This is a genomic window from Streptomyces sichuanensis, assembly GCF_020328095.1.
Taxonomy (GTDB): Bacteria; Actinomycetota; Actinomycetes; order Streptomycetales; family Streptomycetaceae; genus Streptomyces; species Streptomyces cinnamoneus.
In genome coordinates, this window is sequence record NZ_JAIXMK010000296.1 from 1 (window position 1) to 281 (window position 281).

The 281-nt window shown below is 69.8% G+C and carries 1 pseudogene; it reads left to right on the plus strand.

Annotated features, from left to right (window positions below):
• Window positions 1-281: pseudogene (locus tag LE181_RS32030) on the plus strand (ABC transporter ATP-binding protein); the annotation flags it as partial.

Genomic DNA, 281 nt, shown 5'->3' on the forward strand with positions numbered 1-281 from the left:
GACGGCGGCGACATGGAGATCGGCGCCCTCACCGCGTTCCTCAGCTACCTGATGCAGATCCTGATGGCGATCATGATGGCCACCTTCATGTTCATGATGGTGCCGCGGGCCGAGGTCTGCGCCGAGCGCATCCAGGAGGTGCTGTCCACCGATTCCAGCGTGGCGCCCCCGGTGGCGCCGGTCACCGAGCTGGGCCGGCGCGGCCATCTGGAGCTGCGCTCGGTGGAGTTCGGCTACCCGGGCGCCGAGGAGCCGGTCCTGCGGGACGTCTCGCTCGTGGC